Here is a 23257-nt window from a genome sequence, read left to right as displayed (position 1 = left end):
TGCGGCGTCGATACTTGCCTACGTCCGTGTCCCTGCTGCCCGATGGACCCATGCCACCCTCTCCCAGCGCCCGCCCCACGACTCCGCCCACGCTGTGGGCCGCCCGCGGCCGCCACGTCGGCTCCGCGGCCGAGGACACCGTCCGGCACACGCTGGAGCGGCTGAAGAAGGACCTCGTCCTCGACGACTTCCTGGAGCCTCCCGACGAGCCGCCGGCCGACGGGCTCCCCGGCCGCCGCGTCTTCGAGGCCCGCTGGAAGGTTCCCGAGGCCGTGACCGTCCGGGCCAGGCTGATCCTGGAGCCCGGCTCGGCGGGCGGTCAGGAGTGGACGCTGCTGGCCGAGGCGGAGGAGGCATGGGATCTCGAGTGGCCCTCCCCCGCCACCATGTTCTGGCCCGACGACCCGGACGTCACCTGGGACCGCGACGCCGCCACGGGACTGCGGCTGCGGGGCATCAACGCACTGCCGGACGACGACAAGGCCGTACGCCGGCTGATCAAGGAGTCCGGGCGCAGCCCCTGGAACATCCACGTCGTGGTGCACGAGGCGATGACCACCGACCACCGCGGCCGGGTGCCGCTGGCCCGGCGGCTGCCCCCCGGTCTGCGGCACCGGGTGGTCGAGCACCGCGCCGCGCCGCAGCAGCTGCGGGTCGTGAACTGGGCGCTGGAGGACTTCGGCGTCCAGGTGCCGCGCGGCGGCGCCGTGGTGCTGCCCGGCACCCCGGCCCCGGCCGACTACGACGCCGACGCGTTCTCCGTCCGCACGGTCTTCCTGGACGGCTCCGAGCCGACCGGGCTGATCGAGGCGGTGACGTCCTTCGACGCCCTGGACAGGCCGCTGCCCGACGACGCGGTGGCGGACCTCGCCTCGCTGCGGGAGGAGTGGCGGCTGCTGACCCTCCAGGAGGAGCTGGAGCGCGAGCGCAGGCTGGTGGCCATGTACGCCGAGGCGCTGGAGGCCATGACGCAGTCCCGGGACCTGTACCGGGAGGCGGCCGAACGCGCGGCCGAGGCGCTGGCCGGGTACCGGGAGTCGGCCGGGGCGGTTCCGGCCGCGCCGCCGCCCGCCGAGGCCTCCCCGGCGTCCCCGCTGCGGGGACTCACCCGCACGCTGGAGCGCTTCAGGGGCGCCGCCCGTCCGCCACGGCAGCAAGCGCGGACGGAGACGCCGCCCGGCACACCGCCCGGGGCGGAGAGCCGGGAGACGTCCCGTCCACCGGGCGGGACCACCGACTGAGGGCACCCTCACGTGTCATCCGGCGTCAGGTGGATACGCGGACGGCCACAGCACCAGGGCCCGTCCCGGAAGGTCATCGACGCCATGGACAGCCAGCACGAGAGCGACCCCGCCTCCCGCCCCCCGGAGTCCGCCCGCTCGCAGACCACGCTCCGGGTCAACGGGAAACCGCACACCCTCATCGTCGACCACCGCCGCGTCCTGCTGGACCTCCTGCGGGAGGATCTGGGGCTCGCGGGCGCCAAGAAGGGCTGCGACCACGGGCAGTGCGGCGCCTGCACGGTCCTGGTGGACGGCCGGCGCATGAACGGCTGCCTGCTCCTCGCGGTCGCCCTGGACGGCTGCGAGATCACCACCATCGAGGGCCTCGCGGGGGACGGCGAGGAGCTGCACCCGATGCAGCGGGCCTTCCTGGACCGCGACGCCTACCAGTGCGGATACTGCACCCCGGGCCAGATCTGCTCGGCGGTCGGCGTGCTCGCCGAGGCCGCGGCCGGCCACCCGTCCCACGTCACCGACCCGGCGACGCCCTCCGGGGAGCCGGTCGCGCTGGGCCGGGAGGAGATCCGGGAGCGGATGAGCGGCAACCTGTGCCGCTGCGGCGCGTATCCGCGGATCGCCGACGCGGTCGAGGACGTGATCCCGTGAAGCCCCTCGCGTACGTACGCGCCGACAGCGTCGACGAGGCCACCGAAGCGTTCGCGGCCCACCCCGGCGCCCGCTACCTCGGCGGCGGCACCAACCTCGTGGACCTCATGAAGCTCGGTGTGGAGACGCCGAGCGCCCTCGTCGACGTCACCCGGCTGCCGCTGGACACGGTGGAGGAGCTGCCCGACGGGGCGCTGCGGGTCGGCGCGACGGTCCGCAACAGCGACCTCGCCGCCCACCCCGTCGTCCGCGACCGCTACCCCGCGCTGTCCCAGGCACTGCTGGCGGGCGCCTCGGGGCAGTTGCGCAACGCCGCCACCACGGCCGGCAACCTGCTCCAGCGCACCCGCTGCCCGTACTTCCAGGACCCCTCCAAGCCCTGCAACAAGCGGGAGCCCGGCACCGGGTGCGGCGCCCTGGAGGGGGTGCACCGCGACCACGCCGTGCTGGGTCACTCCGACAAGTGCATCGCCACCAACCCGTCGGACATGGCGGTGGCGCTGGCCGCCCTCGACGCGCGCGTGGAGCTGACCGGCGCCGAGGGCACCCGGGTCGTGCCCGCCGCCGACTTCCACCGGCTGCCGGGCATGCACCCGGAGCGGGACACGGAGATCCGCCCCGGCGAGCTGATCACCGGCGTGGTCCTGCCCGCCGCCACGGCCGGTCTGCCCTCGGCGTACCGCAAGGCCCGCGACCGGGCGTCGTACGCCTTCGCGCTGGCCTCCGTCGCCGCCGTGCTGCACATCGACGACGGGGTGGTGGTGCGGGCCGGGATCGCCTTCGGGGCGCTGGCCCACCGGCCCTGGCGCGCGCGGCGTGCCGAGGACGCCCTGACCGGCGCCGCGCCCACGACGGCGGCCTTCGAGCACGCCGTCGACCTGGAGCTGGCCGCCGCCGAACCGCTGCGGGACAACGCCTACAAGGTGCCCCTGGCCCGCCGGCTCGCCCTCGACGTACTGGGCCGGCTCGCCCCGCCGGCCACGACCTGAACCCGGCGTCCCCGAGGAGAACCCCATGACCGCCACCGAGACCGTCCTGGGCGCTCCCGCCGAGCGCCGGGAGGGGCGGCAGAAGGTCACCGGCACCGCCCGGTACGCCGCCGAGTACGACGCCCCCGACCACGCCCAGGCCTGGCCCGTTCCGGCGACGGTCGCCCGGGGCCGGGTGACCGCCGTCGACACCGCCGCCGCGCTCGCGCTGCCCGGCGTGCTCGCGGTGCTCACCCACGAGAACGCGGCCCGCCTCGGGGACCCCGACGACCCCGTGCTGGCCGTGCTCCAGAGCCCGCGGGTGCCGCACCGGGGCTGGTTCGTGGGCCTGGTGGTGGCCGAGACGCTGGAGGCGGCCCGAGCGGGTGCCGCCGCCGTCCGCGTCACGTACGAGACCGAGGGCCACGACGTGACCCTCACCGCCTCGCACCCGGAGGCGTACGTCCCCGAGACGGCCAACGGCGGATACCCGGCCGTCACCGAACTGGGCGACCCGGACGCTGCCTTCACGTCCTCGGCGACCCGGCTCGACGTCGGGTACCGCGTGCCGCCGCTGCACAACCATCCGATGGAACCGCACGCCAGTACGGCGCGGTGGGACGACGACCGGCTGACGGTGCACTCCTCCAGCCAGGGCACCTCGGCCGTCCGCGCGGAACTCGCCCGGATGTTCGGCATGCCGGAGGACCGGATCACGGTGCGCTCGGAGCACGTGGGCGGCGGCTTCGGGTCGAAGGGCACGCCGCGCCCCGACGTGGTGCTCGCCGCGATGGCGGCGCGGGAGACCGGCCGTGCGGTGACCGTCGCGCTGCCGCGCCGCTACCTGCCCGCGGTCGTCGGGCACCGCGCGCCGACCCTGCACCGGCTGCGGATCGGTGCCGACGCCGACGGCCGGCTCACCGCCCTGACGCACGAGGTGACCACGTACACCTCGCGGGTGAAGGAGTTCGTGGAGCAGGCCGCGGTGCCCGCGCGCGTGATGTACGCAGCTCCGACGATGCGCACGCTCCACCGGGTGGCCCCGCTGGACGTGCCCACGCCGTCGTGGATGCGCGCGCCCGGCGAGTGTCCCGGCATGTACGCCCTCGAGTCGGCCATGGACGAGCTGGCCGTCGAACTCGGCGTCGACCCGGTGGAGCTGAGGATCCGCAACGAACCGGAGACCGAGCCCGAGAGCGGAAAGCCCTTCAGCAGCAGGCATCTGGTGGAGTGTCTGCGCGACGGCGCCCGCCGCTTCGGCTGGGAGGGGCGCGATCCGCGCCCGCGTTCCCGCGCGGCCGGCCCACTGCTGATCGGCACCGGGGTGGCCTCGGCCACCTATCCCGTCCTGGTGGGGCCCGGCGTGGCATCGGCGCGGGCGCTGCCCGGAGGCGGCTTCCTGGTCCGGGTCAATGCCACCGACATCGGCACGGGTGCCCGGACGGTGCTCGCGCAGATCGCGGCCGACGCCCTCGGCGCGCCGCTGGACGCGGTCCGGGTGGAGATCGCCGACAGCGACATCGGTTTCGGCTCGGTGGCCGGCGGTTCCTCGGGCACCGCGTCCTGGGGGTCGGCGGTGCACGCGGCATGCGTCCGGCTGACCGGTCTGCTGGCCGGGCGCTCGGAGCCGCTGCCCGAGGAGGGGCTGGTGGCCGAGGCCGACACCTCGGGCACGGTCGACGCCGAGAGTGCGTACGCCCGGCACGCGTTCGGCGCGCACTTCGCCGAGGTCGCCGTCGACACGGTCTCCGGCGAGGTACGGGTGACGCGGCTGCTGGGCGTCTTCGCCGCGGGGCGCATCCTCAACGCCCGCACGGCCCGCTCCCAGTTCATCGGGGGCATGACGATGGGCCTGGGCATGGCGCTGACCGAGGACAGCACGATGGACCCGGCGTTCGGCGACTTCACCCAGTCCGACCTGGCCTCGTACCACGTACCCGCGCACGCCGACGTCGTGGCCCCGGAGGCGTACTGGGTCGACGAGGCCGACGACCACCTCAACCCCATGGGCAGCAAGGGGATCGGCGAGATCGGCATCGTCGGCACGGCCGCGGCCGTCGGCAACGCCGTCCACCACGCCACCGGCATCCGCATCCGCGAACTCCCCCTCACACCGGACCGGGTACTCACCGCCCTCCTCGAACACGAGCATCCGGCGGGCATGCTGGGGGCGTGAGGACGGCCCACGGTCCGCGCCGGAAGCTCCTCCCGGCGCGGACCACGAGGTGGACGGGGTCAGTCCGCGGCGCGCGCCGCGGTGATCCGGCGGGGCGGTCGGTGCCGTCGGGTGGTGTCCTGTGAGGCCACCCGCACGCACAGGGCGGTGAGCGCGACGAGCGCGGCCGTCACGGCGACCGCCACCGCGACCCAGGTGGGGGCCAGCGTCAGGTCCGCGGCCCGGGAGACCGGGGACGACGGGGTCACGCTGCCGTAGAGCTTGGCCGCGGCCAGCGCCGCCGGCCCCACGACCGCCGCGGCGAGCAGCGCCACGGCCGGCCGCACGGTCAGCAGCAGGGCCAGCACCAGGCAGAGCGCCGACAGGCCGAGGGCGACGCCGTAGACGGGGGCCGAGGCATCGGCGCGGTGGAGGGGGAAGAAGGCCACGCCGCAGCCGGCCAGGACGGCGACGGTGAGCCAGGCGGGCCAGACCGGGCCGCGCGCGGACCGGCGGGCGGCGCGGTCGTCGCGGTGGGCGCGGCCTTCGGACGCGCGGTCGCGGTCCCGGCGGGCCGGGCGCGGTGTCCTGCGGCGCTCTCGGCCGCGGCGGTCCGCCGCGCCGAAGACGCGAGACCGTCGTGCCGGACGGTCGGCGGGCTCCCGCCCGTGGCTCTCGCGGCCGCCCTCCTCGTCGTCCGCGTCCTGGGCCGCCCGCAACTGCCGGGCGTCGGGCCGCTCCGGGCGTTCGTGTCCGTCCTCGGCGAGCCGGCCGATCAGGTCGACGAGTTCCTCGACGGGCCGGCCGGTGGCGGCGGCCCGTACGGCCTCCCGGCCGCAGTGCGGCTCCAGGGGCGTGCGGTGCAGCAGTGCCATCAGCCGGGTCACGTCCTCCACCGAGCGGCATTCGGCGGCGGCCCGGATCGCCTCGTCGGCGCTGTCCGGGTGGCGGGGCGGCCGGGTCAGCAGGCCGACCAGCCGGGTCACGTCCTCCACCGACCGGTTGACACCGACCGCGCGGAGCGCGTCGACGGTGGCCTGCGCGTACTGCGGGGACCGCTCCAGCGTGGTGATCAGGTCGACGACCTCGTCCAGCGGGCGGTCGGCCACGGCGGCGCGCACGAGGTCGCCGACAGGGTCCCCGTAGGAGCGCTCCTGCGTGCCGTCGGCGGCGCGTTCGAGGCGGCCGGCCTCGCGGGGGTCGGACTCGTGGCGGCCGGACCCGGGGTGGTCGGGGTCGAGGAGGTCGTCGTCGAGCATGTCGTCGTCGAGCAGGTCGGAGTCGGGGAAGTCGGAGTCGGGGACGTCGGGCTCAGGGCGGTCGGTGCCGTCGGCGCGGGGGTCGCCGAGGTCGGACTCCCAGACGTCCGCGTACCGGGCGTCCGCTTCCCGGACGGAGGAGTTCCGGGCGCCGGGAGCCCCGCCGGGTGGACGCGTCGTGCCCGTGCCCGTCGTCGTCTCCCCGGTGGGCAGGTCCAGGGCGGATATGGCGTATTCGGGCGAACGGGGTGATGAAGAGCCGGTGGTCATGGTCCCTCCGTGTGCTGGGGGTGCGGCCGCCCTGCGTCCCCGACATGCGACTCGCGCTGTGCTGACCATTACTAGGCACGTCCGGCGCGCGCTGCCACTCCGGGTGGGCCACAGGAATGAGAGACGTCACACACCGGTCTTGCCGTCGCCCCGAACGGGCATCCGGGAAAGTGGGTGCGCGCCGCGCAGCCCGAAGGAGGGGACCGGTGGACACGACGACAGTGGTGATCTTGGTGGCGGCGCTGCTCGCCGCGCTGGTCCTCGCGGCGGCGGTGGCCGTCCTGGTGCGGCTGGTCCGCACCCGACGGGACCTCAGACGAGCCGGGCTCCCCACGGGCCCGCGCTGGGTCTTCTGGGGCGCCGTCCTCTATCTGGTGCTCCCCGCGGACCTGGTGCCCGACCCGGTCTATCTGGACGACATCGGCGTACTGCTCCTCGCACTGCGTTCCGCACGCGGCTCTCTCGGCGGCCGGCGGGACGGCACGGACCGGCGACAGGGCACCGGCCCGCCCGGTGATTACGCAGCGTAAGGAAACCAATCACCCGTTCGATTCGTATAAGTCTCTGGAAGCCGAAGGAAGTCGGCGGACCAGGAGACGGCGCGATGGGGTCGTCAACTGATCGGCGCAGCACCGACTAGGGAGAGACGATGCAACCGTTCGCGCTCAACTACGCACGGCCCGCAGTGGAGTTGGAAGCCACCACTCCGTACGTCTACGACTCCGGGCTGCAGTTGAACGTGCTGTTGGACGGGCGGGTCGCCGCCTGCGACCACGCGCTGCTGAGGGAGTTGGGTACCACGACCTCAACCGCGGGGTCGAAGACCCACTTCGACGACTGAACACGGACCGCTGAGAATGACCGTGTTGATCCTGACCAGTGAAGAGGACGTCACCGCGGACATGGTGGTGGTGCACCTGAACGCGTCGGGAGTACCGGTGGTCCGCCTGGACCCCGCGGATCTGCCCGATTCCGTCGCGCTCTCCGGCGAGTTCGTGCACGGTGCCTTCCGGGGCCATCTGTCCTCGGGCGGCCGTCTGGTGAGCATCGGCGGGCTGCGGTCCGTCTGGGTGCGCAGGCCGGGCGGTGCGGCCACCCGGGCCGCCCAGCCGTCCGCGTGGCTGACCGAGGAGGCCGGTCAGGCGCTGTACGGCATGCTCCGCGGCAGCGGGGCACGCTGGATGAACCAGCCGGACGCGGCGCACCGGGCGCGCTACAAGCCCTGGCAGCTGCGTCTGGCCCAGCGGTGCGGGCTGCCCGTGCCGGCCACGCTGATCACGACCTTTCCGCGGGCGGCGCGCGAATTCGCCGAGCGGTATCCGGATCTGGTGGTCAAGCCCGTCTCGGGCGCGCACCCCCAGGATCCGCCCCTGGCGGTGCCGACCAGCCGGGTTCCGCCCGAGGCCGACTTCGGCGCCGTGGCGCACGGTCCGACGCTGCTGCAGCGCCGGGTCGCCAAGCGTGCGGACATCCGGCTGACCGCCGTCGGCGACGAGTTGCTGGCGGCCCGGAAGAGTGCCCTGGCGGAACCGGACACGGCCGAAGTGGACGTCCGCTTCGCGGAGTCCGGCGAGCCGTGGCGGCCGGTGGAGGTGCCGCCGCGGGTGGCCGAGACGGTCCGCGCCTATCTCCGCGCGGCGGGGCTCGCCTACGGGGCCCTCGACTTCGCCGAGGACGGCGACGGCACCTGGTGGTTCCTGGAGTGCAACCAGTCGGGGCAGTTCGGCTTCGTGGAGGTGGACACGGGCCAGCCGATCGCCCGCACCATCGCCGAGTGGCTGGCGCGGCCGGGCGCGGAGGACGCGATGGACGCGGACGGCCCGGGTACGACGGCCGCGGGGTGAGGTCTGGGCGGTGCCGCCTCGGCGCCGCCCGTCAGTGCGGGCGCGGGCCGGGCAGCAGGGCGGTGCGCTGCCAGCCGGCGCCCGGGGACGGCTGCCGCCCGGTGCCGGGCAGGTGACCGGGCGCGTGCAGCGGGCGCATGACCACCTCCAGCTCCCTGCTCACGCGCTCGGCATCCCGTCGCACCTGCTCGGGAACGTCACCGCGTTCGGCGACAAGTCGGTCGTAGATGGGGGAATCCTGGAACACCCGTCAACGTGCCTTTCGTGTCGTCCGCCCCCGTACGGGGGCGCGACTGAGCATTCTAGGCGCCCCTCCACCCGGGGGTGCGCATTCCACCCAGGAGGTGACAGCGGCTCAGGCGCCGGTCGTCGAACCGGGCCGGACGATCATGAGGACCGTCACCGTGGCCCACAGCAGGTTGAACAGGCCGGTGAACATGGCGAGCCGCGCCGTGCGGGCGTGTTCCACGGGCCGCCGGTCGGCCAGTTCCTCGAGCAGTTCCTCCTGGCGGGGCAGCACGAAGGCGATCAGGAGGCCGGCGGCGGCCGCGGTGAGGGTGATGGACGCGATGAGCCAGGCGTCACCGAGGACGCCCATGGCGGCCGCGGTGGCGAGGCCGAGGACCGGCACCGCGATGCCGAGTCCGGCGTAGACCCGGCAGATGCGGTGCAGCAGCCGGACGGTGCTCACGTCACCGGGGCCTGCCGCCTCCCCCGCCCCCGCTCCCGCGGGCAGGGCCACCGGCACCTTCCGGACGGCGGCCGGGTACATGCTGGCCGCGACGGTGACGGGCCCGACGGCGATGATGGCGGCCAGGACGTGGAGGGACAACAGGATCTTGGTCATCGGTCGGGGCTCCGGGGGCGGGATCGGTCGATGCGGTACTGGAAGGCCACGCTAGGAAGCGGACGCTTGATCCCACAGAGGCTGAAACGACAGCTTCCAACGGATTCTCGCCAACGCCCCCAGCAGGCCGTTTCCGGCACCGCGAGCGGACGGGCGGGGCCCGACACGGGGTTCTGCGTGCGGCGGGAATCCGCCTAGGGTGGCGGCCATGCACACCGTGGCGATCCTGGTCCTCGACGACGTGGTGCCGTTCGACATGGCGGCACCCATGCAGACGTTCGACTGGACGCGGCTGCCCGACGGGCGCAGTCCGTACCGGGTGATCCTGTGCGCGGAGTCACCGGAGGTGCGCACCGAGGGGCTCACCATGCGGATCGAACGCGGCCTGGAGGCGCTGGAGAGCGCGGACACGATCATCGTGCCGGGTCGCTCCGAGGAGTCCGGCCCGCCCTCCGAGCGCGTCCTGTCGGCGCTGCGGCAGGCCGCGGCCGCCGGTACGCGGATCGCGTCCGTGTGCGTGGGCGCCTTCGTGCTCGCGGAGGCAGGGCTGCTGGACGGGCTGCGCGCCACCACCCACTGGATCGCCGCGGCGGAACTGGCCCGGCGTCACCCCCGCGTCGACGTGCGGCCGGACGTGCTCTATGTCGACAACGGGCAGATCCTCACGTCGGCCGGGGCCGCGGCCGGGCTGGACATGTGCCTGCACATGATCCGCCGGGATCTGGGCTCGGCGGTCGCCGCGCACGCCGCCCGGATGTGTGTCGTACCGCTGGAACGGGAGGGCGGCCAGGCCCAGTTCATCATCCACGAGCATCCGCCCGTGCCGCGCGGCTCGGACCTGGAGCCGCTGCTGGAGTGGATCGAGGACAACCTGGCCGGGGAGGTCACCCTCGCCGCGATGGCGGCGCGCTCGGGCATGAGCGAGCGCACCTTCAGCCGCCGGTTCCGCGAGCAGACGGGGACCACTCCGCTGCAGTGGCTGCTGCGGGCGCGGGTGCGGCGGGCCCAGTACCTCCTGGAGAACGGCGACCACTCGGTCGAACGGATCGCCCGGCAGGCGGGGTTCGGCTCGCCGACGGCCTTCCGGGAGCGGTTCCGCCGGGTGGTCGGCACCACCCCGTACGCCTATCGGGCGGCGTTCCACGGGCGGCCGCCCACCGGGGCCGGGCGCCCGTAGGGCCCGCGCCGCGGACCGGGACGCTGCCTCTGGTCCGGTCCGTGGCGCGGGCCCCGGGTGCGGCGGGTCAGACGGCCAGCGACAGGCCGCGCTCCTCGTCGGGGTCCACCGTGGGGGCCTCCGCTGCCGTCCGCCCCTTGGCGAGCAGCAGTACGTCCGCCTTCGCCACCGCGTCGTGGACTCCGGTCGTCGCCATCATCACGCACAGCGTGTAGCTGACGTCCGCCAGCTCCCGCGCCGTCGCCGGGTTCTCCCTCTCCGCCTGAGCGATCCGCAGCGACGCGTACCGCGTCAGCAATTCCCTGACGACCTTCGGGTCGGGTTCGAGCACGAAGCGCCCCTCTCTCGATTTTCGCTCCGTATGCCCGAACCCGGTCGAAACAATCACATACACGGGTGCCGCTGCTCGCAATTGACGAGATCCTGTCGTCGGCTGTCCGGCCGCGACCCTCAATGTTCGACGAGTTGATGGAAAAGCGGTCACTGGTCAGGCGACCTGGCCGCCGTGCAGTGCCGTGTACGCCCCTCCCCTGGCCAGCAGTTCCTCGTGGGCGCCGGCCTCCTGGATGCGCCCCTCGCCCATCACCACGATCCGGTCCGCGCCCCGCACGGTGGACAGCCGGTGCGCCACGACGAACGTGGTACGCCCGCGCAGCAGCCGGGCCAGCGCCTCCTGCACCAGCGCCTCCGAACGGGTGTCCAGCGCGGAGGTCGCCTCGTCGAGGATCAGCACCCGGGGGTCCCGGATCAGGGCGCGGGCGATGGCGAGGCGCTGGCGCTGCCCGCCGGACAGCCGGGCCCCGTGCTCGCCGACCAGGGTGTCCAGGCCCCGGGGCAGCCGGTCGACGAACTCCAGGGCGTTGGCGTCGCGCAGGGCCGTTCGCACCGACTCCTCGTCGGCGTCGTCCATGCCGTAGGCGACGTTGTCCCGGATCGTGCCGTCGAACAGGATGGACTCCTGCGGCACCACCGAGACGAACCGTCGGTACGTGCGCAGGTCGAGGGTGCCCATGTCGGTGCCGTCGAGCAGCAGCCGGCCCGAGGTGGGCCGAAGGAAGCCGATGACCAGGTTGAGCACGGTGGACTTGCCGGCGCCTGACGCGCCCACCAGCGCGACCGTCTCGCCCGGTTCGACCGCGAGCGTGAAGTCCTCCACCGCGGGCCGGCCGTCGCCCTCGTAGAAGTGCGCGACACCTTCGAAGGCGACGGCGCCGCGCAGTCCGGTCAGCTCGTCCTTGCCCTCGTTGTCCTCCAGTTCCGGGGCCTGGAGCACCTCGCCGACCGAACGGACGGACTCCAGGCCCTTGGTGATGACCGGGGCGAGTGATGCCAGCGTGGTCGTGGAGGTGGTGAGCGTGGTCAGGAAGGCGCTGAGCATGACGACGTCGCCGGCGGTGACTCCCCAGACGTCGTAGTAGGAGATCAGCGCGGCACCCGCGAGCACCAGGACGCCGACCACGTTGAGGACGACCCAGGAGAGCGAGCCGAAGCGGCCGTTGACCAGGTCCAGGCGCAGGCCGGAGGTCAGCAGGCGGTCCAGGGTGCCGTCCATGCGGCGCAGCGCCTTGCCCTCCAGGCCGTGGGCGCGGGTGACCGGGATGAGCCGGGTCATCTCCGTGACCCGGGAGGACAGCGTCTCGACCTCGTGGCGGAAGTGCTCGTTGTGGGTGCGCAGCCGGGCCCGGAGCCGGGCGACGAGGAGGGAGGCGGCGGGTACGACGACGAGGAAGACGGGCAGGAACTCCGGGGTGCGCACGGCGATGATGACCAGGCCGCCGGTGAGCACGGTGAGCGCGCCGAGTCCGGTCTCGGCGGTCTGCTGCACCATCTGCTCCACCGTCTCCACGTCCCGGACGACCTTGGCCTGCAGGACGCCCGCGCTGACCCGGGAGTGGTAGCCGATGGAGAGCTGCTGCATCCGCGTGCACAGCGCGGAGCGCAGACCGGTGCCCATGCGGCGGACGCTGCCGTACAGGAGGCGCACGTACAGCAGGTGCAGCGGGTAGTTGACCAGCAGGATGAACATGATGATCCCGGTGCTGGTCCACAGGTCGCCGATCGGACCGTGCTGGACGACGGTGTCGATGATGGTCGCGGTGATGAGGGGCAGCAGCCAGATGGGGCTGTGCTTCACGGTGAACACGACGACCGCTCCGGCCAGTGGGCGGCGGTCGGCACTGAGCAGGTAGACGAGCGTGCGTATCGGGTGTTCGCCCCGGTAGCGGTGATCGAGCGGCTTTGCGGGTGGCGACGCCATCGGCGTGGTCCTCCAGGTGACCGAGTGGGGCAAGCGCTTACTCCGCGCGCTTTCCTACCCCGTCGGCAAGGAGTTCGCCACACCGTCCCGCGCCTTGGATCCCGTGCCTCCGGTCCCGCGTCCTGGAGGGGAGACCCGCGCCTTCTCCCCCGTGGAGGGCGCGGGTCTCAGTCTCCGAGCGTGCGGGCGAGTTCGGTCGTGGCGCGCGTGATCTCGCTGTCGTCGTCGGCCAGCAGCCGCTCCAGCCCGTCCCGCCGGGCGCGGACCGCCTGCCGCGCCGCGCGCTCCCACGCCACCGGGTTCTCACGGTGGTTGAGCAGTTTGGGGTAGGCGGTGGCGGTGGTCTCCCACTGCCGGGCGTCCGCGATGTTCTTGAGCAGCTGGATGATCTGCGCCCGGCAGCTCACCTGGGGCCGCTGTGCGAGCTCCCAGAGGAAGGGCACGGTGGCCGCGGTGGCCTGCTCCACGACGAAGCCGTACTGGCAGATGCGTTTCCGCAGGTCTGTGAGAGCGGCTCGGGCGGTCTCGGCATCACCCCAGGCGACCTTGCGCAGCAGCCGGGGAATGGCGGCGGCCGAGCCGCTGGAGTCCTGGATCTCACCCCAGGGCACGCCGTCGAGCCCGGCGAGAAGGGCGGCGGTGCGGTGCGAGCCGTGCGGCTGTCGGTCGGTGCGCCGGGTGCTCGGCTCGGGTGTCGGAGCGCTGCGCATGGTGGGGGGCCCTTCCGCGGCAGTCGGGGTCAGGTGAGGGGGCGGGTCGGCAACTTGGCCCAGACCGTCTTGCCCGCCGGAGGCCTCGGGGTCCAGCCCCACTCCTCCGCGAGCGCGTCGACGATGTACAGGCCGCGTCCGTGCTCCCGGAGTGCGGAGTCGTCGAACGGCTGGAACACGGGCGCGTCGTCCCCGGGGTCGGAGACGGTCAGCGTCAGGTGGCCGGGGTCCAGGGCGAGTCCCAGCCGGACCTCGGGCTCGCTGCCCGCCGCCGCCGAGGGAACGGCGTGCGCCACGGCGTTGGAGACGAGTTCGGTGATCACCAGGACCGCGTCGTCACCGCAGTGGTCGACGGACCACGCGCGCAGCGTGTCCCGGGTGAACACCCGGGCCCGGGCGAAGCCCTCCCCGCTGCACGCGACGCGCAGCACCGCGGAAGCCGGCCGATCGCCGCCCGGGACGGGGCACTTGGCGTACGGAGCGGTGAACGGGCGCGCGGCGCGTTCGCCGGGCGACCGGAGCCTTGGATGCGCAGGTGACGGCACTGCATCTCCCTGATGCGACATCAGAATCTGACGTCCACCGAGGGGTTGACGCCACGGCTATTATCCACGCTGAGAGCGCTCGCGTGCAATTGCACGAGAAATTGCGCGAAAAAATCGGATGGGAGCGCACGGGACCGGAAGTACTCGGTCCGCTCCCCCGAACGGCAAGGAGACCGCGGTGCCACCAGTGCGCAACGGAGTGCAGGCCAGCCTGTTGGACGCCTGCTGGAAGAAGAGTCGGCACAGCAACGCCGAGGGCAACTGCGTCGAAGTGGCCCTCGTGGACGGGGGCATCGCGATGCGCAACTCCCGCGATCCGGACGGCCCCGCGCTCGTCTACACCTCCGCCGAGGTGGCCGCCTTCCTGGCCGGGGCGAAGGAGGGCGAGTTCGACCACCTGCTGTGAGGCGGGGCAGCGGCGAGAAGCGGAGCCCAACTACCCTTTTTCCGCGGGTGGATGCGTCCGGACACGGTGGGATGAGATAGTCTTTCCCTCAAGTCTGCCGGTCTGCTGGGAGTCAGGATGTCCGCCGCGTCGCATCGCATCTCCCGTCTCGAACCCTATCTGGACCGGGCCGAGCCGGCTCCGACTCTGCTGAAGATGCTCGTCGGCGTTCAGCTGGCGGGCTTCCGCGAGGACGCCGGCCTCTCCCAGGACCAGGCGGCCCGCGCCCTCGGGTTCAGCCCGGCGAAGCTGTCGCGCATCGAGTCCGGCAAGGGCCGCAGGCCTCCGACGGAGACCGACGTCCGCGCGCTGCTGGAGAAGTACGGCACCGACCCCTACGAGGCCTCGGTCCTGCTCAAGCTGTTGCAGCGCGCCGGCGAACCGGGCTGGTGGCAGCGTTATGACAAGCGGCTGATGCCCGAGTGGTTCGACCGCCTGGTCGGCCTTCAGGAGGCCGCGGCCACCATCCGTACGTTCGAGATCCAGTACGTCCCCGGCCTGCTCCAGACCGCGGCCTACACCCGGGCCGTGGTCGAGCGCGGTCTGCCGAACGCGCCCGCCGGCGAGGTCGGCCGCCGCGTCGAGCTGCGTATGCGCCGTGCGGAGCTGCTGGCGCGCAAGGACGCGCCACAGCTGTGGGCGATCATCGACGAGTCGGTGCTGCTGCGCGTACTGGGCAGCCGCGAGGTCATGCGCGAGCAGCTCACGCACCTCGTCGACATGGCCCAGCGGCCCCATGTGACGCTTCAGGTCGTGCCGCTGGACGTGACCAACGCGTCGGCTCCCGCGATACCCGTCACCTATCTGCGCTTCGGCGGCGCCGACCTGCCCGACGTCGTCTACCTGGAGCACATCAGGAGCGCCAACTTCCTGGAGGACCGGGACGAGACCGAGGAGTACCGGGTCGCCCTGGACCGGCTCGCCGACGAGGCTCTGACCCCGCGCGAGACCCTGGACCTGCTGCGCCGGGCGATGGCGGAGCGCTACGCGGCGAAGTAGCGCCACGCACCAGGACGGTAGGCACGGAGGAGGGGCCCCGCACACGAGGTGCGGGGCCCCTCCTCCGTGCCGTTCGGGTGGGTCAGCGCAGGCGGCCCAGGCCGCCGAACTCGATCCACTCGTCAGTGAGCTGACGCGGCGCCACCTCGGTGTCCGGACGCCAGGTGGAGACCTCCACCAGGCCCGGCTCCAGGATGTCCATGCCCTCGAAGAACCCCTCGACGTCCTTCGGCTCGCGGACCCGGCCCCAATGTCCCTGCGTCGCCTGGTCCATGAACTCGGTGACGAACTTCCGCACCTCGGCGTCCTCGCTGACCAGTTGGCACATCACGGCGTAGCTGCCGGGGACGAGCCGCTCGGTCACCCGGCGGACGACCGCCAGAGGGCCGTCGGTGTCGCTGTCCGGGATGCAGTGGAACACCGAGTTGAACAGGACGGCGACCGGCTGCGAGAAGTCGATGAGCCGCTGGGTCTCCGGGTGGGAGAATATCTCGTCCGTCGACCGCATGTCGGCGTGGATGACGGCGGTCCGGTCGTTCTGGTCGAGCAGCGCCCGGCCGTGGACCAGCACCATCGGGTCGTTGTCGACGTAGACGACGCGGGAGTCCGGGGCGACGCGCTGGGCGACCTGGTGCACGTTGTCCTGGGTGGGCAGGCCGGATCCGTGGTCCAGGAACTGGCGGATGCCGTAGTCCTGGGCGAGGGTCCGGACGACCCGCTGGAGGAAGCGCCGGTTGTTCAGCGCGAGGCGGCGGGTGCTGGGGACGACCTTGTCGAGTTCGGCGACCGCGGCCCGGTCGGCCGCGTAGTTGTCCTTGCCGCCCAGGTAGTAGTCGTACATCCGTGCGGCCGTGGGCACGTTGGAGTCGATCTCCGTGGACAACTGCTTGTCGGCTTGCATCGTTCCCCCAGCTCCGTACGGGTGCCAACTGGACTGGCATGACAGAGAGTACATCCTAGGGACCGGGTGGTCAGCCAAACCAGGGGGCTGATCAAGTGGCCGTCAAAACCGTTGCTGTACAGCGGAGTTGACGGCCACGCGCTCCGGTCAGCCGCGGTTGGCCAGGTACGCGTCCGCACCGGGGGCCTTGTGGGCCTCCTCCACGCCGACCACTCCGCCGACGGCCTTCGCGTCGGGCTTCAGGACGTACGTCTCCCGGCTGGCCGGGGCGGTCACGAGGGTGAAGTCCTGCGGGGTGCCGAGACCGGTGTCGGCGTTCTTCTGGGAGCGGTGCGCCTTGACGACGTCCGCACGGGCGAGGCTGCCGCCCTCACACGCCTTCTTCAGGTCGGCGCCTATCAGTTTGGCGGCGTTGTAGCCGGAGAGCACGCCGGAGTCGACCAGTTCCCCGGGGTACTTCTTTCCGTAGTCGGCGACCATCTTCTTCACGCCGGGCAGGTCGGAGCTGACCGCCGGTGCCGCGCTGACCACGTGGACCATGGCCGCCAGGGCCGCCGCCGCGGGCGTCTTCATCAGCTGCGGGGCGTAGCCGGGGGCACTGCTGACGATCGGCACCTTCAGGCCGCGGGCGGCCGCCACGCCGGCCAGCGAGGCGGTCTGCGCGGGGCCCGCGCTGATCAGCACCGCCTTCACGCCGGCCTTGCTCAGCGCGGAGACCTGTGCGGACAGATCGGTGTCCGTGGCCTTGATCTTCTGCCCGACCACCTTCATCCCCGCCTCCTCGGCGGCCCACTCCGAGCCCTCCAGGGCGTTGGTGCCGTAGTCGCCCTCGAAGTACACGTGGCCGATGGTGTCGCCCTTGGCGAGCTTCTTGGTGCGGGTCAGGAAGTCGACGGCGGCGATCATGTCGAGGTCGTAGGTGGTGCCCAGGACCTGGACGGAGTCCCGGCCCAGCAGGGATGCGGCCCAGGCCTGCGGGAAGGTCAGCATGTGGTCCCGCTCGATGTCGTCCAGCAGGGCCGCGACCACCGGGGAGCCGATGACCTGGGGCAGGGCGACGACGTCCGGCGCGATGTCGGCGTAGGCGGTGACCGCCTTCTGCACGTCGTAACCGTGGTCCTTGACGACGATCTCGACCTGTCTGCCGCAGATGCCGCCCGCGGCGTTGGTCTCGTCGGCCCACATCTGCTGGGCCTGCACGATGCTCTTGCCGAGGGTGGCGTAGGGGCCGGTGAGGTCGGTGAGCGCCCCCAGCTTGATGGTCTTCTCGCTGACGCCGGGGCCGGCCTTGACGCCGTCCGCGGCGTCGTCGGTGCTCCCGCCGTCCGCCTTGGAGCTGCAGGCGGTGCCCGCGAGCAGCACGGCGGCCAGTGCCGCCGCCAGGGCGGCGGTCCGGGCGGTGCGGGGCCTGGGGTGCGTGACGTTCACGGGGTGTGCTCCTTGGCTCGTGCGGCGTTGGCGGTGGTGGTCGGGGAGGAGGGCGGGGCCCCGCCGTCGGGCGGGGCGGTGACGGACGGCCGGCGGCGCAGGCGGGCACGGGTGCGGCGGGCCAGTCCGTGCAGGCCGTCGGGGGCGTAGAGGAGGATCACGACGATCGCGGCGCCGTAGAGGTAGCGGGACGCCTCGGTCGGGCCGATCGATCCGCCGCCGGAGCCCGGGGTCGCCACCAGCGGCAGCTGGTCGGCGTAGCGGGTCATCAGCAGGGGCAGCGCGGTGACGAAGACGGCTCCCGCGGTGGCTCCGGCGACCGAGCCCAGTCCGCCGATGACGATCATGGCGAGGTAGTCGACGGAGAGGGCGAGGGAGAAGTAGTCGGGGACGACGCGGCGGAAGGAGAGCGCGAGCAGGACGCCCGCCAGGCCCGCGTACATGGAGGAGACGACGAACGCCGCCGAGCGGTACCGCGCCACGTGTACGCCCATCACCGACGCCGCGGTCTCGCTGTCGCGCAGCGCCACCAGGGCGCGGCCGGGCCGCCCGCGCAGCAGTCCGCGGGCGGTGAACCAGGTGACGGCGAACAGGACCAGGTCCAGGTACCAGAGCCGCTCCTCGGCACCGAACGGCACGCCCAGGAGCGTCAGTTCCGGGTCGGTCTCGGCGAAGGTGAACCCACCCAGCTCCAGCGGCGGCACCGAACGCCCGTTGAAGCCGCCGGTGACCGAGTCCGCGGTGAGCAGGACGTGGTGGCCGAGGAAGACCAGGGCGAGGGTGGCCACGCCCAGGTAGATGCCCTTGACCCGGCCGGCGACGGGACTGAACAGGCCGCCGGCCGCCCCGGCCAGGAGTACGGCGAGCAGCGCGGCGAGGGAGGGCGGCAGCCCGGGGCCGGGCTCGCCCGCCAGCCACACGTAGCCGTACGCGCCGACCGCGAGGAAGAAGGCGTGCCCGAGGGAGAGCTGGCCGGCGGTGCCGCTGAGCAGGCCGAGACCGACGGCTCCGATGGCGGCGGCCATCGAGAACAGGCCGATGCGCAGCCAGAAGGCGTCCAGGTAGAACGGCAGGGCGCACAGGAGGAGGGCGGGCAGGAGGAGGCCGCCGCGTCGCAGGAGACCGGAGAGTCGGTCAGACACGGGCCGCTCCCTTCGCCGCGAAGAGTCCGGCGGGGCGCACCAGCAGGACCAGCACCATCACGGCGTACGGCGCGACGTCGCCGAAGCCCTCGCCGAGGACGTGCAGGTCGGACTGGTAGCCGGCGACGAACGCCTCGGTGAGGCCGATCAGCATGCTGCCGACGAGGGCGCCGACCGGGGAGGCCATGCCGCCGAGGATGGCGGCCGGGAAGGCCTTCAGGGCGATCTGCCCGGTGGTGCGCTCGAGACCGGGTGCCGGGAAGGCGACCAGGAAGACCGCGGCGAGCGCGGCGAGGCCGCCGGCCAGGCACCAGGCGGCGGTGCGCACCCGGGTCAGCCGCACGCCCATCAGGGCGGCGGCCTCCGAGTCCTCGGCGGCGGCGCGCAGCGAGAGGCCCCACGGGGTGAACCGGAAGAGGGCGAAGGCGCCGCCGATGGCGAGGGCGGAGACCAGGATCGCGGCGACGCGGCTGTCGGCCACGGTCACCGGGCCGAGGTCGGTCACGGCGTCGCCCCAGGGGTCGCCGAGCGGCAGCAGGTCGCCGCCGATGCGCCGGGCCAGGTCGGTGACCAGGACGATGTCGATACCGATGGTGACGATGGTCTGGACGTGCGCGGCGTGCGGGTCGCCGCCGCCGACCGGCTGGAGCAGCAGCCGGTCCAGCGCCCCCGCCACGGCCGCCGTCACGAGGACCGCGACGGCCAGCGCCCCGGCGAAGCCGAGGTCGTCGTGGAGGACGGCGACGAGGTAGCCGCCGAGCAGCAGCAGGGAGCCGTGGGCGAAGTTCAGTACGCCGGACGCCTTGAAGATGGTGACGAAGCCGAGTGCGATCAGGGCGTAGACGGAGCCGAGGGCGAGACCGTTGAGGAGGTTGTCGAGGAAGCCGCTCATGCCGCGTCCTCTCCGGTGGTGCCGGTGCCGAGGTAGGCGCGCAGCACCTCGGGGTCGCGCCGGACCTCGTCGGGGGTGCCGTGGGCGATGGCCTTGCCGAAGTCGAGGACGGTGACCTCGTCGGCGAGCCGCATCACCAGTCCCATGTCGTGTTCGACCAGGACGACGGAGAGGCCGAGTTCGGCACGGATCTCCCGGACGACCTCGGTCATGCGGGCGCGTTCGGCGGCGTTCATGCCGGCCACGGGTTCGTCGAGCAGCAGGACACGGGGCTCCAGACAGAGGGCGCGGGCGAGTTCGACGCGCTTGCGGTCGCCGTAGGAGAGCAGGGCGACGGGCGAGGTGAAGTGGGGCCCGAGGCCGACGAGTTCGGCGATCTCCCGGGCCTTGGCGAGGTGATCGCGCTGTTCGCGCACGGCACGCGGCAGGCGCAGGGCGCTGGCGGCGAAACCGGCGCGGGACAGGGCGTGGCGGCCGAGCATCAGGTTGTCGGCGACGGTGCCCTGGGTGGTGACGATGTTCTGGAAGGTGCGTGCCACGCCGAGCGCCGCGATCCGGTGCGGGGCGAGGCGCGTCAGCTCGGCGTCGCCGAGTCGTACGGTGCCGGTGGTGGGGCGGTACAGACCCGACAGGACGTTGAAGCAGGTGGACTTGCCGGCGCCGTTGGGGCCGATGACGGCGTGCAGGGTGCCGGGGGCGACGGTGAAGGAGACGTCGTCGAGGGCGACGAGTCCGGCGAAGCGCACGGTCACGCCCCGGACGTGGAGCGCGTCGGGGGCGGTCACGCGGCCCCCTGGTCGTCGCTGGTCTCGCCCAGGTAGAGGCGGCGTACGGCGTCGGTCCGGGCGAGTTCCGCGGCGGGGCCGGAGAGCCGGACCTCGCCGACCTCCAGGACGTGTGCCTCTTCGGCGAGGGACAGGGCCATGCCGGCGTTCTGTTCGACGAGCAGGACGGCGGTGCCCTGGGCGTTGATCTCGCGGACGACGCCGGCGATGCGGTCCACCATCATCGGGGCGAGGCCGAGGGAGGGTTCGTCCAGGAGGAGCAGGCGGGGCGCTGCCATCAGGGCGCGGCCGATGGCCAGCATCTGCTGCTCCCCGCCGGAGAGCAGGCCGGCGGCCTGGCGGGTGCGCTCGGCGAGCCGGGGGAAGAGCGCGAAGACGCGGTCCCTGCCCTCGCGGACCTGGGCCGGGGCGCGTCGGCCGAGGCCGAGCCCGCCGGCCCGCAGGTTCTCGTCGACGGTGAGTCCGGCGAACACCCGCCTGCCCTCGGGCACCTGTACGACTCCGGCACGTACGGCGGCGACCGGGTCACGGCCGTCGAGTTCCGTGTGACCGTAGCGGACACGGCCGGCCGTGATCGCCCCTCGGTGCAGGCGCAGTGTGCCCGAGACGGCCCGCAGCAGCGTCGTCTTGCCGGCGCCGTTGGCACCGAGGAGCGCGACGACGGCGCCGTGCGGGACGGTCAGGGACACGGAGCGGAGGGCGGACAGTGCGCGCCCGTACGTCACGTCGAGGCTCTCGACGTGCAGCGCGGGCGCACCGTCCGGTGGTGCTGCGGGCATCGCGGCTCCTTGGGACCGGCCGAATCGGCACGGTGACGGGTGAATGGGGGGAGCTCACGACAGCACGGACACGGGTGCCCGTACAGGGCACCTGGGCCGGGTCGCTGCGGCGTCCCAGTCCGGGGGCGGAGAGTCTGTGCCGATGCCCAGGCAGGGGGGCTGCAGGGGTGCGGGATGGTGGGGCGGGTGGGGCCGCGGGAGCGGGCGGGAGTGCGGTGGCGGCGGCGAGGCCTGGCCGACCGCGGCGGAAGCCCGGCGGCCCGCGAGGCTGTGGGAACGGGTGGGTCCACGGCGGTGGGGCGGCTGGGCCCACCCGTGGGCGGGAGCGGGTCGGACCGCCCGGGGCGGTGAGCGGGGCAGGCCTGCCGCGGGGAGGCGGCGTACCCGTTCGCGCGCGGCGGGAGCGGGTTGTCGCTCGGCGCGCGGCGGCCGCGGGGCGGCGGGACCGGGCGGGGCAGCCGGCCCGCCGTGCGCGCGGCGGGCGGGGTCCGCCTCGGTGGAACGGTGGGGGTGGTGCGTGTGGGACGCGGATGGACGCTCAACGCCGCCGCCACGCCCACCGTCCGTGAGGGGTTCGGGCTCGCCCGGCTCAGTCGTGGAGTACCTGGCGTGCCGTCAGCGCCAGGCTGATCTCGACGACGTCGGCCGGGCGGGCCAGGGAGCGGCCGGTCAGTTGTTCGCAGCGGCGGAGGCGGTTGAGGACCGTGTTGCGGTGGCAGTAGAGGCGTTCTCCGGCCCGCTGGGCCGAACCGTCGCAGTCCAGCCACGTGGTGAGGGTGTCGAGCAGCACCTCTCGGTCGGCGGCCTCGAGGCGGAGCAGGGGGCCGAGCACCCGGTCCGCGAGGGCCCGGCCCAGCTCGGGGCTGGAGACGACCAGGGCGGCGGGAAGCTCATCGGCCAGCCGCACCGTGCCGCCGGCCGGCGGGCAGATCTCCAGGGCGGTGTCCGCCAACCTGCGGGCGTCGCCGACGGCGGCGAGCCCGTCGACCGGGCTGCCGACTCCGATACGCAGGCCGGGGAAGGGGCAGTGCGGTTCGGGGAGCCCGTCGTCGGCGTCCGTCAGGACGATGCCGTAGTCGACCTCCGCCCCCGCGTGCCAGTGGACGCGGGTGCCCGGCGGCAGGGCGGCGGCGCGGGCCGCGTCGGGACGGACGGTCGGTCCTCCGGCGACCGCGACCACGACGTACCGGCCCTGTTCCGGCAGGTCCAGCACCTGGGCGGCCTCCGGCAGGTCGGCGATGCGGCTGGTGCCGTCGAGCAGGCCGGCCGCCAGCAGCCGGGCCCGGTTCTCGCGGCGCCGGCCGAGCTGCCACTCGGTCTGCCGGTAGGCGTCCGCGACGAGCGTGCAGTGCTCGTCGACGAAGTTCCACACGTCGGCGGCCACGTGCACGAGCAGGCGGACGTCCTCCGGCGCGGTCCTGGACGTCTCCTCGACCAGCCGCTGCCACACCAGGGAGCCGCCGAGGCGGAAGGCGTGCAGCAGGGCGTCCAGCGGGAGGCCCTGTTCCGCGCGGGTGGCGCCGATCCGCCAGGAGCAGCGCCGGGCGGCGTCCCTTGCGCCGCGCGGGTCGAGCAGCGAAGCGACGCTGTGCCGCAGCGAGCGGTGGGCCTCCTGCCAGGTCGCCGAGGGATCCTTGGTGAGGGCCGTGCGGTACGCCGGTTCCTGTTCCTCCAGCAGGGCCACCAGCCGGTCGGTGAGGTCGGGCAGGTCGTCCAGCAGGGCGCGGGCGGCCCGGTGCAGGACGCGTACGGCGTCGGCGTCCATCAACGACGCGACGCTCGGTGTCCGCGGGCGTGGAACGGGCGTCAGCCCGATGCGGATCGCTGCTCGTGACCGTACGGCGTGCTGCATCGCGGTCCTCCCCAGGGCAGGGCTCGCGGAGGTGCCCCGCGGCGGGCCGTCCCGCCCGCGCCGGGCCTGCCCCCTGACTCGTCCTGCCCCGAAGGATGGCATACCGTCCGGTC

The 23257-nt window shown here is 73.5% G+C and carries 24 protein-coding genes; 10 read left to right on the top strand and 14 right to left on the bottom strand.

The annotated features are described in order from the left end of the window. Window positions 1-50 precede the first annotated feature (50 nt). The 4 genes from OIE75_RS37925 (at window position 51) to OIE75_RS37910 (ending at window position 5033) form a co-directional block, all read left to right on the top strand. Window positions 51-1241, top strand: a complete 1191-nt coding sequence (locus tag OIE75_RS37925; protein WP_307016867.1) for a hypothetical protein — start codon at window positions 51-53, stop codon at window positions 1239-1241. A gap of 84 nt (window positions 1242-1325) precedes the next feature. Next, a complete protein-coding gene (locus OIE75_RS37920) occupies window positions 1326-1889 on the top strand; it encodes a 2Fe-2S iron-sulfur cluster-binding protein (RefSeq protein ID WP_329473620.1) in 564 nt (187 codons plus the stop codon). Then, the gene (locus OIE75_RS37915) at window positions 1886-2878 is read left to right on the top strand and encodes an FAD binding domain-containing protein (protein WP_329473619.1); all 993 of its coding nucleotides are present in this window, start codon (window positions 1886-1888) and stop codon (window positions 2876-2878) included. The genes OIE75_RS37920 and OIE75_RS37915 overlap by 4 nt, the downstream gene beginning before the upstream one ends. A gap of 25 nt (window positions 2879-2903) precedes the next feature. Continuing rightward, a complete protein-coding gene (locus OIE75_RS37910) occupies window positions 2904-5033 on the top strand; it encodes a xanthine dehydrogenase family protein molybdopterin-binding subunit (protein WP_329473618.1) in 2130 nt (709 codons plus the stop codon). Between the two features lie 59 nt (window positions 5034-5092). Here the strand turns inward: OIE75_RS37910 and OIE75_RS37905 are convergent, their stop codons facing one another. Beyond that, window positions 5093-6541: a hypothetical protein gene (locus tag OIE75_RS37905; protein WP_329473617.1), complete on the bottom strand. Its 1449-nt coding sequence runs from the start codon at window positions 6539-6541 to the stop codon at window positions 5093-5095. A 206-nt stretch (window positions 6542-6747) separates the two neighbouring features. Between OIE75_RS37905 and OIE75_RS37900 the strand changes: the two genes are divergently transcribed. From OIE75_RS37900 to tgmB, 3 genes are all read left to right on the top strand, one after another. Next, entirely contained in the window at window positions 6748-7071 is a 324-nt protein-coding gene (locus OIE75_RS37900) for a YkvA family protein (protein WP_329473616.1), read from the top strand. 119 nt (window positions 7072-7190) lie between these two features. Beyond that, a complete protein-coding gene (gene tgmA / locus OIE75_RS37895; protein WP_003978169.1) occupies window positions 7191-7382 on the top strand; it encodes a putative ATP-grasp-modified RiPP in 192 nt (63 codons plus the stop codon). Between the two features lie 16 nt (window positions 7383-7398). Continuing rightward, complete coding sequence (tgmB, locus tag OIE75_RS37890; protein WP_329473615.1) at window positions 7399-8385, top strand: ATP-grasp ribosomal peptide maturase; 987 nt, start codon at window positions 7399-7401, stop codon at window positions 8383-8385. Window positions 8386-8416: 31 nt separating this feature from the next. Here the strand turns inward: tgmB and OIE75_RS37885 are convergent, their stop codons facing one another. Continuing rightward, the gene (locus OIE75_RS37885; protein WP_125494200.1) at window positions 8417-8632 is read right to left on the bottom strand and encodes a hypothetical protein; all 216 of its coding nucleotides are present in this window, start codon (window positions 8630-8632) and stop codon (window positions 8417-8419) included. Between the two features lie 108 nt (window positions 8633-8740). Then, entirely contained in the window at window positions 8741-9232 is a 492-nt protein-coding gene (locus OIE75_RS37880) for a hypothetical protein (RefSeq protein ID WP_307016860.1), read from the bottom strand. 208 nt (window positions 9233-9440) lie between these two features. Here OIE75_RS37880 and OIE75_RS37875 point away from each other — a divergent pair, with 208 nt between their 5' ends. Further along, entirely contained in the window at window positions 9441-10409 is a 969-nt protein-coding gene (locus OIE75_RS37875) for a GlxA family transcriptional regulator (protein ID WP_329473614.1), read from the top strand. Window positions 10410-10476: 67 nt separating this feature from the next. Here the strand turns inward: OIE75_RS37875 and OIE75_RS37870 are convergent, their stop codons facing one another. The 4 genes from OIE75_RS37870 to OIE75_RS37855 all read right to left on the bottom strand — a co-directional run bounded on the left by OIE75_RS37870 (window position 10477) and on the right by OIE75_RS37855 (window position 13942). After that, window positions 10477-10740, bottom strand: a complete 264-nt coding sequence (locus tag OIE75_RS37870; protein WP_329473613.1) for a DUF5133 domain-containing protein — start codon at window positions 10738-10740, stop codon at window positions 10477-10479. A 156-nt stretch (window positions 10741-10896) separates the two neighbouring features. After that, window positions 10897-12666 (bottom strand): ABC transporter ATP-binding protein, encoded by a 1770-nt coding sequence (locus OIE75_RS37865; protein WP_329473612.1) that lies wholly within the window; start codon window positions 12664-12666, stop codon window positions 10897-10899. Between the two features lie 167 nt (window positions 12667-12833). Beyond that, a complete protein-coding gene (locus OIE75_RS37860; protein WP_329473611.1) occupies window positions 12834-13376 on the bottom strand; it encodes a hypothetical protein in 543 nt (180 codons plus the stop codon). A 29-nt stretch (window positions 13377-13405) separates the two neighbouring features. Further along, on the bottom strand, window positions 13406-13942 hold the full coding sequence (locus tag OIE75_RS37855) for an ATP-binding protein (protein ID WP_443078427.1): 537 nt from the start codon (window positions 13940-13942) through the stop codon (window positions 13406-13408). A 157-nt stretch (window positions 13943-14099) separates the two neighbouring features. On the opposite strand from OIE75_RS37855, the gene OIE75_RS37850 reads away from it, so the two are divergent. Further along, window positions 14100-14327, top strand: a complete 228-nt coding sequence (locus tag OIE75_RS37850; protein ID WP_114531800.1) for a DUF397 domain-containing protein — start codon at window positions 14100-14102, stop codon at window positions 14325-14327. A 117-nt stretch (window positions 14328-14444) separates the two neighbouring features. After that, window positions 14445-15365: a helix-turn-helix domain-containing protein gene (locus OIE75_RS37845; protein WP_307016855.1), complete on the top strand. Its 921-nt coding sequence runs from the start codon at window positions 14445-14447 to the stop codon at window positions 15363-15365. A gap of 82 nt (window positions 15366-15447) precedes the next feature. Here the strand turns inward: OIE75_RS37845 and OIE75_RS37840 are convergent, their stop codons facing one another. The 7 genes from OIE75_RS37840 to OIE75_RS37810 form a co-directional block, all read right to left on the bottom strand. After that, window positions 15448-16266: an SAM-dependent methyltransferase gene (locus tag OIE75_RS37840; protein ID WP_329473609.1), complete on the bottom strand. Its 819-nt coding sequence runs from the start codon at window positions 16264-16266 to the stop codon at window positions 15448-15450. 147 nt (window positions 16267-16413) lie between these two features. Then, window positions 16414-17694: an ABC transporter substrate-binding protein gene (locus OIE75_RS37835; protein ID WP_307016853.1), complete on the bottom strand. Its 1281-nt coding sequence runs from the start codon at window positions 17692-17694 to the stop codon at window positions 16414-16416. After that, window positions 17691-18836 (bottom strand): branched-chain amino acid ABC transporter permease, encoded by a 1146-nt coding sequence (locus OIE75_RS37830; protein WP_329473608.1) that lies wholly within the window; start codon window positions 18834-18836, stop codon window positions 17691-17693. Before OIE75_RS37830 ends, OIE75_RS37835 begins: the two co-directional genes overlap by 4 nt. Next, entirely contained in the window at window positions 18829-19728 is a 900-nt protein-coding gene (locus OIE75_RS37825) for a branched-chain amino acid ABC transporter permease (protein ID WP_307016851.1), read from the bottom strand. Before OIE75_RS37825 ends, OIE75_RS37830 begins: the two co-directional genes overlap by 8 nt. Further along, window positions 19725-20513 (bottom strand): ABC transporter ATP-binding protein, encoded by a 789-nt coding sequence (locus OIE75_RS37820; RefSeq protein WP_307016850.1) that lies wholly within the window; start codon window positions 20511-20513, stop codon window positions 19725-19727. Before OIE75_RS37820 ends, OIE75_RS37825 begins: the two co-directional genes overlap by 4 nt. Continuing rightward, the gene (locus OIE75_RS37815) at window positions 20510-21292 is read right to left on the bottom strand and encodes an ABC transporter ATP-binding protein (RefSeq protein WP_329473607.1); all 783 of its coding nucleotides are present in this window, start codon (window positions 21290-21292) and stop codon (window positions 20510-20512) included. Before OIE75_RS37815 ends, OIE75_RS37820 begins: the two co-directional genes overlap by 4 nt. Window positions 21293-21881: 589 nt before the next feature. Beyond that, window positions 21882-23144 (bottom strand): PucR family transcriptional regulator, encoded by a 1263-nt coding sequence (locus tag OIE75_RS37810; RefSeq protein ID WP_329473606.1) that lies wholly within the window; start codon window positions 23142-23144, stop codon window positions 21882-21884. Window positions 23145-23257: the final 113 nt, after the last annotated feature.

The organism is Streptomyces sp. NBC_01723 (assembly GCF_036246005.1).
In the GTDB taxonomy this organism is placed as follows: Bacteria; Actinomycetota; Actinomycetes; order Streptomycetales; family Streptomycetaceae; genus Streptomyces.
Note: the sequence above shows the minus strand (reverse complement) of the source record. Positions and strands in the feature narration are given on the sequence as shown.

What these genes read in the sequence shown, in the direction of transcription:
- OIE75_RS37810 (WP_329473606.1), bottom strand. Translation starts at nt 23,144, where the DNA reads ATGCAGCACGCCGTACGGTCACGAGCAGCGATCCGCATCGGGCTGACG.
- OIE75_RS37910 (WP_329473618.1), top strand. Translation starts at nt 2,904, where the DNA reads ATGACCGCCACCGAGACCGTCCTGGGCGCTCCCGCCGAGCGCCGGGAG.
- OIE75_RS37865 (WP_329473612.1), bottom strand. Translation starts at nt 12,666, where the DNA reads ATGGCGTCGCCACCCGCAAAGCCGCTCGATCACCGCTACCGGGGCGAA.
- OIE75_RS37880 (WP_307016860.1), bottom strand. Translation starts at nt 9,232, where the DNA reads ATGACCAAGATCCTGTTGTCCCTCCACGTCCTGGCCGCCATCATCGCC.
- tgmB (WP_329473615.1), top strand. Translation starts at nt 7,399, where the DNA reads ATGACCGTGTTGATCCTGACCAGTGAAGAGGACGTCACCGCGGACATG.
- OIE75_RS37860 (WP_329473611.1), bottom strand. Translation starts at nt 13,376, where the DNA reads ATGCGCAGCGCTCCGACACCCGAGCCGAGCACCCGGCGCACCGACCGA.
- OIE75_RS37875 (WP_329473614.1), top strand. Translation starts at nt 9,441, where the DNA reads ATGCACACCGTGGCGATCCTGGTCCTCGACGACGTGGTGCCGTTCGAC.
- OIE75_RS37845 (WP_307016855.1), top strand. Translation starts at nt 14,445, where the DNA reads ATGTCCGCCGCGTCGCATCGCATCTCCCGTCTCGAACCCTATCTGGAC.
- OIE75_RS37905 (WP_329473617.1), bottom strand. Translation starts at nt 6,541, where the DNA reads ATGACCACCGGCTCTTCATCACCCCGTTCGCCCGAATACGCCATATCC.
- OIE75_RS37840 (WP_329473609.1), bottom strand. Translation starts at nt 16,266, where the DNA reads ATGCAAGCCGACAAGCAGTTGTCCACGGAGATCGACTCCAACGTGCCC.
- OIE75_RS37925 (WP_307016867.1), top strand. Translation starts at nt 51, where the DNA reads ATGCCACCCTCTCCCAGCGCCCGCCCCACGACTCCGCCCACGCTGTGG.
- OIE75_RS37855 (WP_443078427.1), bottom strand. Translation starts at nt 13,942, where the DNA reads ATGTCGCATCAGGGAGATGCAGTGCCGTCACCTGCGCATCCAAGGCTC.
- tgmA (WP_003978169.1), top strand. Translation starts at nt 7,191, where the DNA reads ATGCAACCGTTCGCGCTCAACTACGCACGGCCCGCAGTGGAGTTGGAA.
- OIE75_RS37920 (WP_329473620.1), top strand. Translation starts at nt 1,326, where the DNA reads ATGGACAGCCAGCACGAGAGCGACCCCGCCTCCCGCCCCCCGGAGTCC.
- OIE75_RS37815 (WP_329473607.1), bottom strand. Translation starts at nt 21,292, where the DNA reads ATGCCCGCAGCACCACCGGACGGTGCGCCCGCGCTGCACGTCGAGAGC.
- OIE75_RS37825 (WP_307016851.1), bottom strand. Translation starts at nt 19,728, where the DNA reads ATGAGCGGCTTCCTCGACAACCTCCTCAACGGTCTCGCCCTCGGCTCC.